The 12,041-nt window shown below is 70.6% G+C and carries 11 protein-coding genes; 2 read left to right on the top strand and 9 right to left on the bottom strand.

Annotated elements, in window-relative coordinates; genetic code table 11:
- Positions 1 to 52: 52 nt before the first annotated feature.
- The 9 genes from CACI_RS21745 to CACI_RS21705 all read right to left on the bottom strand — a co-directional run bounded on the left by CACI_RS21745 (position 53) and on the right by CACI_RS21705 (position 8,820).
- Complete coding sequence (locus CACI_RS21745; protein ID WP_015792988.1) at positions 53 to 679, bottom strand: helix-turn-helix transcriptional regulator; 627 nt, start codon at positions 677 to 679, stop codon at positions 53 to 55.
- Between the two features lie 258 nt (positions 680 to 937).
- On the bottom strand, positions 938 to 2,272 hold the full coding sequence (locus CACI_RS21740; RefSeq protein WP_015792987.1) for an NADase-type glycan-binding domain-containing protein: 1,335 nt from the start codon (positions 2,270 to 2,272) through the stop codon (positions 938 to 940).
- A 19-nt stretch (positions 2,273 to 2,291) separates the two neighbouring features.
- Positions 2,292 to 2,831 carry a phage tail protein gene (locus tag CACI_RS21735; protein ID WP_015792986.1) on the bottom strand — a complete coding sequence of 180 codons (540 nt, stop codon included), beginning with the start codon at positions 2,829 to 2,831 and terminating at the stop codon, positions 2,292 to 2,294.
- Entirely contained in the window at positions 2,828 to 4,798 is a 1,971-nt protein-coding gene (locus CACI_RS21730) for a putative baseplate assembly protein (protein WP_015792985.1), read from the bottom strand. Before CACI_RS21730 ends, CACI_RS21735 begins: the two co-directional genes overlap by 4 nt.
- 1 nt (position 4,799) lies before the next feature.
- On the bottom strand, positions 4,800 to 5,237 hold the full coding sequence (locus CACI_RS21725) for a GPW/gp25 family protein (protein ID WP_015792984.1): 438 nt from the start codon (positions 5,235 to 5,237) through the stop codon (positions 4,800 to 4,802).
- Positions 5,238 to 7,196, bottom strand: a complete 1,959-nt coding sequence (locus tag CACI_RS21720; RefSeq protein WP_015792983.1) for a VgrG-related protein — start codon at positions 7,194 to 7,196, stop codon at positions 5,238 to 5,240.
- Between the two features lie 4 nt (positions 7,197 to 7,200).
- Entirely contained in the window at positions 7,201 to 7,914 is a 714-nt protein-coding gene (locus CACI_RS21715; RefSeq protein ID WP_015792982.1) for a CIS tube protein, read from the bottom strand.
- Between the two features lie 7 nt (positions 7,915 to 7,921).
- Positions 7,922 to 8,359: a phage tail protein gene (locus CACI_RS21710; protein WP_015792981.1), complete on the bottom strand. Its 438-nt coding sequence runs from the start codon at positions 8,357 to 8,359 to the stop codon at positions 7,922 to 7,924.
- A gap of 47 nt (positions 8,360 to 8,406) precedes the next feature.
- Entirely contained in the window at positions 8,407 to 8,820 is a 414-nt protein-coding gene (locus tag CACI_RS21705) for a hypothetical protein (RefSeq protein ID WP_041540397.1), read from the bottom strand.
- Positions 8,821 to 10,072: 1,252 nt separating this feature from the next.
- On the opposite strand from CACI_RS21705, the gene CACI_RS21700 reads away from it, so the two are divergent.
- A complete protein-coding gene (locus CACI_RS21700; protein WP_041540396.1) occupies positions 10,073 to 10,285 on the top strand; it encodes a hypothetical protein in 213 nt (70 codons plus the stop codon).
- 378 nt (positions 10,286 to 10,663) lie between these two features.
- Positions 10,664 to 11,131: a hypothetical protein gene (locus tag CACI_RS21695; protein WP_041540395.1), complete on the top strand. Its 468-nt coding sequence runs from the start codon at positions 10,664 to 10,666 to the stop codon at positions 11,129 to 11,131.
- Positions 11,132 to 12,041 lie beyond the last annotated feature (910 nt).

Raw genomic sequence — 12,041 nt, 5'->3', positions numbered from 1 at the left:
GTACGGCGTGCCGGGCACTGCGCGATGTCCGGACGGGCAGCACGCGGCGCCCTCAGGTCCAGCGCAGGTAGCCCTCGCGGGCCGCGTGCGCGACGACGTGCGCCCGGTTGCGCAACTCCAGCCGCGTCATCACGTCGTGCAGCACGCCTTTGATGGTGCGTTCGGAATAGCAGAGCTTCGCCGCTATCTCCTTGGTCTCCATGCCCTCGGAGACCAGCCGGATGACGTCCACCTCGCGGCTGGACAGCCCCATCGGCAGCGGCTCGGTCCCGGCGCCGCGTGCCCGCCGGGCCCGGCCGACCTCGCCGAGCAGCCCGCCGAGCAGGTCCGCGGGCAGGTCGCCGGCGCCCCGGTCGACCAGCTGGACGGCGCGCACCAGCCGGTCGGCGGTCGCCTCGCGGCGCCAGACCACGGCGGTCACCCCGAGTTCGACCACTTCCAACAGCTGCGCCTTGTTCATCCGGCTCACCACGAGCACGGTGTACGCGGGCTTGGGCGCCGCCTGCGGTCCGGCCTCCAACAGCTCGGCGGCGTCGTCGGCGCACATCACGATCAGCGGGTCGCGGCCCGGGCCGTCCTCGGCCAGCAGCTCGATCTCGCTGCGGCGGTCGAGAAGGTTGACGATGCCGGCGCGCAGCACCGGATCGGCGGCCATCACCACGGTCTGGACACGTCGCACAGGACTGTCCCCCCTCACCCTCGCCGGCCAGGTTCGCCGAAGCCGGGGCGGCTGCTGCCGCCGCCCGCAAGGACATCACGGCACCGGGTGCGAAACCAACGGACCTCAACGGAACACCACGGGAACGCCCACGCCGGCATCCGTACCTTGATCACTGACGACCAGGCACGGAGGACGTGAGCGGACAGTCCGGGCGGATGATGAGAATTATGAGGTTGCTGGGGACGACGGCCTATCGGCGGGGCGCCGCCGGGATCGTCAGTGGCGCGTGTAGAACTCCAACTCGGTGACGGCCGTCTCCACCGCCTTGGCGGGGTCGGCGGCGGTGGGCGGGTAGGAGGAGGTGATGGTCAGCACCACCTGGCGGATGTCGTCGCCGCGCAGCTGGACCTTCTGGAAACCGGGCTGGTCGTCGAGGGTGAACGTCTTCTTGATCGGCGCGCCCTTGCCGGGGATCGGGATCAGCTCGGCCTCGATGGTCTCCGGCGATCCCTGCGCGCCGAAGGTGTCCGCGGCGGTGCCGGCGCCCGGCGTGATCCCCAGGTCCAGCAGGTTCGCCGGCTGGGAGAAGGTGACGGTCACGCTCGCGCCGTTCGTGTTCTGCGGCGAGAACCCGCTGCCCCACCAGGTGTCGGAGTAGGTGTCGTGCAGGAGCTTGGCCTTGTGGTTGGGATCCTCGTGGGACGCGCCGATGGTCCAGTTGGAGATCTCGTTCGGCTTGGCGAAGTGGTCGCGGACGTTCTTGGAGACCGGCGAATACTCCTGGACCACGACGACGATCACAACTACCACCACGATCGCCCACACCACCGGGCGGATCGCCTGCCCCGGACCGCGCCGCAGCCGGGGGCGCTGGCCGGCGAAGGGCAGCGGCCGGTTGCGCCAGAAGAAGAACACGCGGCGCCACCACGACGGACGGCGCGCCTCCACCGGCGCGTAGGCCAGGCGCTGGCCGCAGCGCCGGCAGAAGTGCCGCTCCGGCGGGTTGCGGGTGGCACACCACTGACATTCGATGCCTGCGTCGAGGGCTTCCAGCGCCTCGGCGTTCTTGCGCTGCGGGGCGATGGGGTCGGGCTTGCCGGGCAGGACCGGGACGATGCCGGGCGGCGGCTCGGTCTGGTCGGCGACCGGGACCAGCAGGGCGCGGGCGCGTTCGGCGCGCTCGGCTCGTTCGGCTTTCTCGGCTTGTTCAGCGCGCTCGGCGGCGGCCTCGGCGAGTTCTCGGCGCTCCGCCTCGGCCCGCGCGACCTCGTCCAGCGGCACGGTGTCCGCCTCGTCGACGACGAGGTGGAGCCCGGGAGCGCGCGCGGAATCGTGCTCGGCGGTCGAAGCCGGAGCCGCTGCCTCGCCGGAGCGCGCCGACGGAATCGCCGCCACGCCGGCTGCGCTCTCGGCGCTCCCTGTGCTGCCTGTGTTCCCTGCGCTCCCCGCACTTTCCCCGGACGGCGACTCCTCGAAAGCCGCCGGCGCCCCGGCGCCGACCACGGCCGGCTTGGCCCGGGTCAGTGCCGCCCCGCAGCTGTCGCAGAAGGCTTCCCGCTGCTCGCGCGCACCGCAGTCGGGGCAGGTCAGCTCACTGAGATCGGTGGACATCGGCGCGTAACGCTACCTTTCAGGATTCTTCGACGACAACGGAGTACGGGACGTGCGCCGGCCGCACCGCGGCCACCAGGGCCTGCAGGCGAGCCAGATCGACCGAGCTGGCCTGGGCCTTGGTGAGCCGGACCTGCAAAGCCGGCTCGGGCTCCCCCGGCAACGGCCCGAGCGGACGCGCCGACCAGGACATGCCCCCGCTCTCCACGATGGTCGGCTCGATGCCGAACCCGAGGCGGACGGCTTCGGCCAGGCCGTGCACGGTCCCGCGATAGCGGTGCAGCCCGGCCGCGCCGGACACCGCGGCGCGCAGGTCCGGGTCGGACTCGTCCCCGGACAGCTCCGCGCCGACCCAGCCGCCGAGCCAGGACACGAAGTCCGGCGGCGCCAGCTCGGGCCGCAGGTAGGCCGAAAGGTTGTCCAGCACCGAGAACATCGGCGCGAACAGGTCGTCCAGACCGCCGACGAAACGCTGCGCGAAATCGTCGTCGGCGTAGACGCTCGGCAGCTGCTCGCCGAGCGGGAACGGGCTGCCGAGCCCGTCGGCCGCGCCCCTCATCCGCCGACCACCTTCACCCGGTGGTCGTAGGAGAACACCAGCGCCGAGGGGTCCAGCTCGATCCGCTCGGCGGAGTCGCCGCGCTTGCCGGTCAGCGGGTCGGCCGGGTGTAGGCGCACCTCGTCGACCATCTCCACGCCGGGGACGCGCTGCAGCACCGCGTACAGCTCCCCGGAGTGCACCGAGCGGCCGAACGGCCAGCCCTCCCCGGTCGGTCCGCCGGTCAGCGGGTCGAGATAGGAATACAGGGCGTTGACGGCGCCGGTGCGGACCTGGTCGGTCTCGGCGCCGCGGAAGGCGTGCAGCGTCACCGCGGCGGTGACGCCCTGGTAGTACGGCGGTCCGACGGCCAGCCGGGTGCCGATCGGGCGCCGGTCGTCCAGGTAGGCGGCGATGCGGCTGAGCAGCTCGTCCCCGGGCACCAGCTGCTCGAAGCGCAGGAAGCCGCCGACGTCCGGGACCGCCTGCGGGACCACCAGCAGCCGGACCGCGCCGATCCCGGCTTCCTTGCCGTGGAGCTTGGTCTTCTCGTCCACCGACAGGCAGTGGATGCGCGCGGCTTCGGGAGCGGCGCGGCGGGTCAGCTCCTCATAGTCCCGGACCGTCACCGCGCGATCCTGCGCGCGCAGCGAGATCGGCGCGCGCACCTTCGACTCGGCCACCGATTCGCCGTCGACGCCGCCGCGTGCGGCTTCGCGGTTCTCCACCTGCGAGACGTAAGGGATCGAGGTTCGCAGGACACTGAGAGCACCGCGCGCCACGTTGCCGGCCCGGCCGCCGCCGATCCGGTAGGCGGTGGCCCGGATGCGCACGCCCTTGAGCGGGACCGCGCCGTACTGCTGGACGCTGCCGTCCGGCTGACGCAGCGCCGGACCGAAGGCGATCTCGCCGGTGACCGGGTCCAGCTGGAAGTGCCGGTCGTCCGGACCGGAGCCGGCGAAGGTGTCGACCAGCTCCCAGCGCTGCCAGCCCTCGCCGTCGGAGGTGTCGAGCTGGAGCATCGGGTCGTCGACCGCGACCGGCGTGCGGGACAGGTGGAAACGCTGCCCGGCGACGCCGGAGGACTCGCCGAGCTCTTCGTCGCGGACGGCTTCGGAGTGCAGGGCGCGGACCGTGCCGCCCATCGTGCGCGCCGAGGCTCCGCGCAGGCTCGGGCTCACCGCGTAAAAGGGCTGCGCCGCGCGCGGCTCCAGGACCCGGCAGCGCAGCCAGGCCGCCTCGATCCCGGCCAGGCGCGAGACGATGTGCCGCGAGGGGACGTGCAGGGAGACGTCGCCGGGCCGGTTCAGACCGCCGGTCTCGTCGGAGTCCACCTCGCAGGCCATCCAGCCGTCCGCCGACCACGCCTCCCAGACCAGCGGCGGCTGGCGCGGGTCCACGCCGACGCCGTCGACCTGGCTGCTCAGCCGCAGCACCGCCACGCAGGAGGGCACCGGCGAGGACAGCCCGAAGTACAGCGCGTCGCCGGGTGCCGGAGCCGGGGAGAACGCCGGCACGTCCTTGCCGTCGAGCACGTCCACGGTCCGGTCGGTCGGGCTCGCGCCGTTGTTCTGCACCACCACGGCGGTCAGCGAGCACGGCACGATCCGCAGCGGCTCGCCGGAGCTGAAGACCAGCGCCTCCTCGGACTCGGTGCGCAGGGTCGCGATCTGCGAGCCGGCCGGGACCAGCACCGTGTTCGGCTGCGGCGCGGAGAGCCGGAAGGTGACGTCGGCGCGCGCCGGCGCCGGCGGGAACCTGTTGATCCCCAACAGGTCCAGGAACGCCAGGTAGTTCTTGTCCGGGACCCGGTTGAGCCGGTAGACCAGCTGGTCGGCCATGTAGGCCACGGCCTCGATGAGCGTCACGCCGGGGTCGGAGACGTTGTGGTCGGTCCACTCCGGGCAGCGCTGTTGGACGTACCGCTTGGCGTCGTCCACGAACTGCTGGAACCGGCGGTCGTCGAGGTTCGGCGAGGGCAAAGCCATGTCAGGCTGCTTCCGTATCTGGGGCTGTCGTGGTTCCCGGTCCCTCGTGGTCGGGGATGACGTAGAAGGGGAACACCAGGGACCGCGGGTTGTTGGTGCCGCGCAGCTGGTAGTGCACGTCGATGTACAGGACGGTCGGGCGGTCGGGGTCCACGGTGACCTCGACCCCGGTGACCGAGATGCGCGGCTCCCAGCGGTCCAGGCTGGAGCGCACCTCGTGCTGGATGCGGCCCACGGTCTTCTCGTTGACCGGGGCGAACACCAGGTCGTGCACGGCGCAGCCGAACTCCGGGCGCATCGGCCGCTCCCCCGGCGCGGTGGCCAGCACCAGGCGCATGGCCTCCTCGATCTCCTGGTCGTGGGAGACCAGGCCGATGCGGCCGCCGGCGTCCACGCGCAGCGGGAAGCCCCAGCCGGAGCCGACGAAGCGCTCACCCACTCAGATCACCACGATCTGCTGGGCGTCGATCGTGCCCTCGCCGACGATGGCCACGTTGCCGGTCAGCGTGATCTCGGCCGCCTCGACGGAGAACGACGCGCCGGCGAAGTTGATCTCCGCGGACTCCACCGTGGTGACCGGCGCGGCCAGGTTCAGCTCGGCGGCCTTGAGCGAGAGCATCGCGCCGGCCGAGACGCTGACCTCGGTGGCGCCCTCGATGTTCACGGTGCCCTCGGCGGTCAGGGTGATGCTGGCCGCGCCGCTGCGGATCGTCACCCGGCCGTCAGGGGCGTTGCTCTCGACCATGATCGGGCCGACGGAGTTCTTGACGGTGCTGGTCTTGGTCATCTTGTCCAGCTCGATGCTCTGTTTCTCGTCGCTCGTCAGGACCTTGACCCCGGCCTTCATGCCGAGCTCGTCGTCCAGAAGCTCCAGCCGGTTGCCGCGCCGGGAGGACACGGCGAGCACGTTGGGGATGCCGTCCTTGGAGACCAGGTTGTCCTCGGTGAAGCGGGTCGGCTTGTTCACGCCGTTGTAGAGCCCGCCGATGACGTAGGGCTGGTCGAAGTCGCCGCGGTCGAAGGTGACCAGCACCTCGTCGTTGACGGCGTAGCCGATGAAGCCGCCGGAGCCCGGGGAGCCGGCGGGGATGTGGTCGGCGCCGTGGGCCGGCTCCAGACCGCCGTGCACGCTGACGCCGCCGTGCTGGACGGTGCGGGCCCAGTCGCTGACGTAGTCGTCGTCGAGCCAGGGGAAGCGCAGCTTGACCCGGCCCATGCGCAGCGGGTCGTGGATGTCGGTGACGATCCCGCTGACCACGCCGCTCATCCGCTGCCCGGTGCCGCCGGGACCGTGCGCGCCGCCGGAGGCCAGGCCGTAGAGCGAGCGGAACTGCCGGCCGGTCATGGACACCCAGGTCTCGTACGTGCCGTGCTCGAACAGGTGGCGGACGCCGGTGACGGTGTAGGCGCCGTCGAAGGGCGTGCCGGCCTTGGTCAGGGTGACCGACTTGTCGGGCAGCAGCTGCGGGGTGCCCCGGACGGCGACCTCGAGCTCGGCGAAGGACGAGGTCACGTCGGTGGCCAGGGACTTGGCCGCCGAGTCGGTCTCGCTCTGGCTGACATACGGGGTGCCGGTCTCCACCAGCGTGCCGGTGCCGAAGGGCCGGGAGACCTGCGCCGGGCTCAGTCCGGCCAGCACGTCGGGGTTCGCCGCGGCCTGCGCCCGGCCGATCAGGGTCTGCTTGGTGACCATGTTCCAGCCCCGCGAGCTGACCATGGAGACCTGGTCGGCGGCGGTGAAGCCGGAGCGGCAGCGCAGGGTGTTGGCACCGAATTCGAGCACGTACGGGCTCTTGTCGGCGCTGAGCCCGGTCAGCGGCACGGCCTTGACCGGCGCGCGGAAGTGCAGCAGGCCCTTGTTGTCGAAGTACACGACCTTGCCGGCGCGCTCGGCCAGACTCTGCAGGAAGGTCCAGTCGTCGACGTTGGGCTGGGAGGTCTGGGAGTCCGGAGGCGGCGGGGGCGTGGACTCGATCTTGCCGATCGCCACCCCGTGCTGCCCGGCGACCTGGCGCACGATGTCGGAGGCGGACATGTTCTTGTACAGCGCCACCCGCCGCTTGCGCAGCAGCTTGAAGGCGTGGTCCATGCCGCGGATGACGGTGTAGAAGTCGCCGCCGGAGTAGTCCGCCTCGATCCCGGTGACCTGCCCGGTGATCAGCGGCTGGTCCTCGCCGATGAGCCCGGCGACGGCGAAGATCGTCACCGGCGCGCCGATCTTCAGCTGCGCGTTGGTGGACATCAGCAGGCGGGTCTTGTCCTTGAACGCGATGTGGAAGGTGGAGGGCACGTTCAGGGTGGACTCCACCCAGCAGGAGTCCAGGGAGGCCTTCAGGAGCCGGGGCAGCGTGCCGCCGATCTCGACCTTGGGGACCGAGGAGAAGGAGCCGAAGGTCATCGGATCACCTCCGCACCTGGTCGGGGGCGGGGATGAGCAGCTCGGCGCCCGGCGTCAGCCGCATCGGGTCGTCGATCTCGTTGGCCTCGGCGATGGTCCGCCACGCGGTGGCGTCGCCGTACTCGGACCAGGCCATGGACTGCAGGGTGTCTCCGGCGCGCACGCGATGCGAGCGGTGCGCGGACAGGGCGCCGGAGGTGGGGTTCTGACCCAGGGTGAGGCCGGGGATCTGAGTGATCGTCAGATCACAGGTGGCCCGCAAGGGAACCCCGGAGGGGTCGAAGTACGTGTAGTTAGCAGAGATGTTTTGCACATATGCGTTGAAACTGACCGTGGAGAAGCTGCCCCACTGGAAGAAGACCCACGGCGTGGAGGGTTGGAAGGCGGCGATCGACTGGTCGGTCACCTCGCAGCACTTGAGCAGGGCCTCGACGTCGTCCTGCACCTTGGTGCCGGCCGGCGTCATCGAGGAGTCGAGGAAGAGCTGGAAGGTGAGGGTGTAGGGATCGGCGCCGCCGAAGCTGGGGATGCTGACGTACTTGAACAGGGGAAGCGGGGTGTTGCTCCAGTTGGCGCTCTTGGCCAGCGTCAGCGTCTCAGGGTTGAACTGGAAGTTGATCTCCCGCATCGTCCCGCCGGGCTCCAGCGCGGGACCGATCGGCGGCTCCTTGATCGTCAGCGAGGCCTTGACGAGGCTGACTCCGGGCTGCACGGCCATGGCAGGATCACGCTCCCGATTCGGTGAAGCCGTGGTGGGCGATGACCAACCGCTCGGTGGCCACGGTGTTGCTGGTCGGATCCAGCGTCGGCCCGCTCCAGCTGACCGGCAGCACGTCCAGCAACCCCCACTGCACCACCAGCGTCCCGTCCGCCCGCAAAGCAGCGATCTGCGCCGTCGGCCGCTGAATCCCCGTGGCGATCGAGGAGATCCACGCCGCGATCTTGCCGCTGTCCGGCGTCAACGGCCGCGTCATCGTGATGTTCCCATGACTGACCCGCCCCGGCAGAAAGGTGGTGTACCCATTGTTCCCACCCTCCTTGTGCTGATAGACCTCCACCTCGGCGGACAAGCCCTCGCACTGGTTGAACAAACCAAGATCCTGACCATCAATGGTCAGCTTGAAAAACAGGCTCGAACCCGGATCCTGAGCGGCGGTGGTCATGGCGTTCGTCAATCCTCTTCGTCCTACGCAGCGGCCAAATAACTGAATCAACGTCCCGAATCGCGCAACCGCCCCATCCGCTCCCGATCCATCCGCAACTCAGTCCGCAACAACCGAGCCAACGGAGCAACCAGCTTCTCAGCAAGCTGCTCCATCTCCTGATGCTCACCCCGCCCCCGCCCCCGACCACCACCGCCACGCCCGCCAAACCCAGAATCCTGCCCCCCACCCGAATAACCAAGCAAACCCCCCACAATGGGATTGTGCTCAGCAAACATCTCCATCCCCCGCTGCTTGACCACCTGCCCCAACTGCGAAGGATCCCGAATAAGCGAAGCAGCATCACGAATATCGGCAATCTTGTCGGTGAACCCACCCACCTGGTCATCAACGGAGTCACCGAAGCGCTGCCGCGTATCCCGCGCCTGACCGTTCGCGGCGGCGGCAAGGAACGAGGTCATGGCCCCCGCACGCTGAATCGGCGGCGCTGGCGGCGCAGCCGGAGCACGGAACGCCATCGGGAGCGGCAGCGGCGTGGCCGTCGGCGAGGCGGGGCGGTGGATGGGGACGGCGCGTTGTACGCGGGTTTCGGGGGCGCGCTGCTGGGATGCAGCTGATGCCGCTCGCTGAACCGAGATGGCGCCCGGCGACCCTATTACCGAGCCCTGAGCCGGTGCGCCAGTCGATGCCACACGCTGGATCGGGGTGGCGCCCAACGAAGCGCTTCCCTGAACTGGACTCGCAACAGGCGCGCCTGAAGGCTGACTCGAGTCTGCGGCCGACGACGCTGAACCCTGAGTCGGTGAGGCGCTCGGCGAGCTGCCTGCCATGTCCTGAATCGGAGCCGCAGTCGGCGAGTTGCTTGCCACACGCTGAATCGGGGCAGCGGTCGATGAGCTGCCTGCTGCCCCACTCTCGGTCGGAGCTGCAATAGACGTCCCGGTTGCGACACGCTGGATCGGAGCCGCAGTCGGCGAGTTGGTTGCCACGCGCCGGATCGGGGCAGCGATCGGCGAGCCGCTAGCCACACGGTGGATCGGAGGTGTGCTCGGCGAGCTGCTTCCCACGCCCCGAATCGGAGTCGCGGTCGAGGAGCCGGCCGCCGCACCCTCGGTCACACCTGCACTCGGCAGATCAGCCACGGCGCGCTGAATTGAAGCTGTGGCCTGCGAGCCAGCCGCCCCACCCTCGCTCGCACCTGCACCCGACCGATTAGCTACCGCACGCTGGATCGGAGCCGCAGTCGACGACCTGGCCGCCGCACCCTCGCTCTGAGCTGCGCTCGGCGAATTGGCTGCTGCGCGCTGGATCGGGGCTGCGGCCCGCGAGCCGGTCGCCGCACCCTCGCTCGCACCTGCGCCCGACGAATTGGCCGCCGCACGCTGGATCGGAGCTGCCGTCGACGAGCCGGCCGCCGCACCTGCACTCGGCAGATCGGCCGCCGCACGCTGAATCGGAGCTGCACTCGACAAACCGGCCGCGGCGCCCTCGCTCGCACCCGCACCCGCACCCGGCCCATTGGCCGCCGCGCGCCGAATTGGAGTCGCTGCCAAGGAGCTGGCCGCCGCACTCTCGATCGCACCTGCGCCCGACGAATTGGCCGCCGCGCGCTGAATCGGAGCTGCGGTCGGCGAGCTGGCTGCTCCACTCTCGATCGGAGCCGCACTAGGTAAGCCGGTAGCGACGCCCGGGATCGCAGCTGCATTCGGCGGATTGGCTGCCGCACGCTGGATCGGGGCTGCGGCCCGCGAGCTGGCCGCCGCACTCTCCGTCGCAGCTGCGCTCGGCGAACCGGTCGCCACACGCCGGATAGGAGCCGCGCTCGACGAGCCGGTTCGCACCCGCTGGATCGGAGCCGCGGTCGACGAGCTGGCTGCGGAGCCGTGGTTCGGAGCCCCGGTCGGCGAGCCGATTGCAGCACTCTGATTCGGAGCCCCGGTCGACAAGCTGGCTGCGGAACCATGGTTTGGAGCCCCGGTCGGCGAGCCGGTTGCAGGACCCTGGCTCGGAGCCCCGCTCGACAAGCTGGCTGCGGAACCATGGTTTGGAGCCCCGGTCGGCGAGCCGGTTGCAGGACCCTGGCTCGGAGCCCCGCTCGGCGAGCTAGCTGCGAGACCCTGGCTTGGAGCCCCGGTCGGCGAGCTGGCTGCCGCACCCTGGTTGAGGGCTGCGGTCGGCGAGCCGGTTGCGGCACGCTGGATCGGAGCTGCGGTCGACGAGCTGGCTGCGGAACCCTGGCTCGGAGCCCCAGTCGGCGAGCTGGCTGCCGCACTCTGATTCGCAGCTGCGGTCGACGAGCTGGCTGTGGAACCATGGTTCGAAGCTGCGGTCGGCGAACCGGCTCCGGCACGCTGGATCGGAGCTGCGGTCGGCGAGCTGGCTGCGGCACCTTGGTTCAGAGCCCCAGTCGGCGAGCTGGCTGCCGCCTTCTGGTTCGGAGTCCTGGTCGGCGAGCCGGTTGCGGGACCCTGGTTCGAAGCTGCGGTCTGTGAGCTGGCTGCCGTGCTCTCCATCCCCGCCCCGCTCGGAGAGCCGGTTGCCGCGCGCTGGATCGGAGTCGCGGTCGGCGAACCGGCTCCCGTGCGCTGGATCGGGTTCGCGGTGGGCGAGCTGGCTGCCGCGCGCTGGATCGAAGGTGCGGTCAGGGAGTTGGTTGCGGCACTCTGGCTCGGAGCTGAGGTCGGCGAGTCGGTTGATGCACTCTGGCTCGGAGCTGAGGTCGGCGAGTCGGTTGATGCACTCTGGCTCGGCGCGTTGGCAGCGGAGCGCTGAACCGGCTGATGGCCAGCAGTTGCAGAAGCCTCGCTCAGATCCGCGATCGGCGATGGCGCCACTGGACCCGAAACCGATCCGGCGGCAGTCGCCCGCCGGATCGGCGCACCGACTCCCGCCGGCTGAACCGGGCCAGCGGTTGGCGGGCTCGCGGGTGTGGCTGTGGCTCTCTGGATCGGCGCATCGATGGCCGATCGCGGGCCCGGGTCAGCCATCGGTGACGTCGCTGCTGGATTCTGGGCCGGGGTCGCGATCGCCGAAGAATCGGCAGCTTGCGTGTGCTGGATCGGTGCACCAGTAGCCGAACCCCGCATCGCCGAGTCCTGGATCGCGTCGGCGGTTGGAGTTCGGCGCGTATCGCGGCGGAAGACCGGGCGTACCGGCTCGGGGCGGCTCGCGCGCTGCACCGCCGGTGCGTCCGCCTTACCCGCGAGCTTGCCGGCTCCGAGGAGGGGCTTGGTCGTCGTCGGCGGGTTCGGCGTCTGCCGTCGTGGCGTGCTCCGCTGAATGGCATCGGGCGCGGCCGTCAGTCGTGGTCGAGCTGTTCGGGTGGGGGTGGTGCGCGCTGCGGATGCGGATGGCGGCTTCGGTGTGCGGATCGCCGATTGCTGCACGATCGGTGCCGCCGCGGGGTCCGGCTCCTCGAGGCTTCGCTGAACCGGCGTGGTCAGGGGGAGGTTCAGTGCGGGGAGTTCGAGTGAGTCGGGGGCGCCGGTTCGGGCGATCGCGCGTGCGACCAGGCGGCCGTGTGGCGCATCGGTACGGACCTGGCGGCGCGGCTCGCGCTGGAACGAAGGGTTCTGCCACGTCGCGAGGCGCGCGCCGAAGTCCGACTCCGATACACCGCCCGCAGCGGGACGGCTGACACCTCGCATCGTCGGCACGGCTGCCCACTCGCGTCGTTGCACGA

Origin of the sequence: Catenulispora acidiphila DSM 44928 (assembly GCF_000024025.1) — a bacterium.
Lineage (GTDB): Bacteria > Actinomycetota > Actinomycetes > Streptomycetales > Catenulisporaceae > Catenulispora > Catenulispora acidiphila.
This window is presented reverse-complemented; position numbering and strand designations above follow the sequence as displayed.

Excerpts from the sequence above, each read along its gene's own strand:
- CACI_RS21740 (WP_015792987.1), bottom strand. The coding sequence starts at position 2,272 with ATGTCCACCGATCTCAGTGAGCTGACCTGCCCCGACTGCGGTGCGCGC.
- CACI_RS21735 (WP_015792986.1), bottom strand. The coding sequence starts at position 2,831 with ATGAGGGGCGCGGCCGACGGGCTCGGCAGCCCGTTCCCGCTCGGCGAG.
- CACI_RS21730 (WP_015792985.1), bottom strand. The coding sequence starts at position 4,798 with ATGGCTTTGCCCTCGCCGAACCTCGACGACCGCCGGTTCCAGCAGTTC.
- CACI_RS21720 (WP_015792983.1), bottom strand. The coding sequence starts at position 7,196 with ATGACCTTCGGCTCCTTCTCCTCGGTCCCCAAGGTCGAGATCGGCGGC.
- CACI_RS21715 (WP_015792982.1), bottom strand. The coding sequence starts at position 7,914 with ATGGCCGTGCAGCCCGGAGTCAGCCTCGTCAAGGCCTCGCTGACGATC.
- CACI_RS21710 (WP_015792981.1), bottom strand. The coding sequence starts at position 8,359 with ATGACCACCGCCGCTCAGGATCCGGGTTCGAGCCTGTTTTTCAAGCTG.
- CACI_RS21705 (WP_041540397.1), bottom strand. The coding sequence starts at position 8,820 with ATGACCTCGTTCCTTGCCGCCGCCGCGAACGGTCAGGCGCGGGATACG.